Here is a 620-nt window from a genome sequence, read left to right as displayed (position 1 = left end):
GCCGCCCGCCAGATGCTTGGCCCGCGACTCGCCGCCGAAACGCGGCGTGAACGGCGTGCCGGTGTAGAAGGTCGTGCCCACGTCGAGCGCGTCGGGGACGAAGGCCTGCTCGAACTCCTCTGCCGCCTGGAGCACCCGGGCCGGCTCAGCCCGGCGCAAGGCGGGCAGGTCGGCCTGCAGCGCGCCGATGAAACCGTTCTGACACGCCCGTGCCGCCTCGGCCATGAAAAGCCGATCGTGCTCGGCGAGCCTGTCGGCGGCGTCCAGCACGTTACCCGTCCCCCTGGGCGAGTTCGCCAGACCACGCTCCAACGGCGACGCCCGTTACAGAGGCGGATCCATAGCGTCGCCCCATACTCCGACTGCTCTTTGCGTGACCGGCCTGCTATGTCGATGACCGCAACCAAAGACCTGCAACGGCGGCGGCCGTGGTGTCCCCGTCGTTCGACTCGCCGTCGAGGACATCAGCGATGACGCTGCACGCGAGACCCGACTGAGCTTGTTCTTTATCCTCCGGATCGTTGTGCTGAGCCACGTTTGATCGTTTCGCGGACAGCGAGACGGCCTTGAGTGATCATGTGCGGTGTCGAGTCGCTGCTGATCACTACAAGGCCGTGAGG

1 pseudogene is annotated in these 620 nt (G+C 66.6%); it reads right to left on the bottom strand.

The features are described from left to right. A pseudogene (locus tag C1J01_RS48485) lies at window positions 1-270 on the bottom strand (hypothetical protein); the annotation flags it as partial. Between the last annotated feature and the right edge of the window lie 350 nt (window positions 271-620).

Origin of the sequence: Nonomuraea aridisoli (assembly GCF_003236395.1) — a bacterium.
Classification (GTDB): domain Bacteria; phylum Actinomycetota; class Actinomycetes; order Streptosporangiales; family Streptosporangiaceae; genus Nonomuraea; species Nonomuraea aridisoli.
This window is presented reverse-complemented; position numbering and strand designations above follow the sequence as displayed.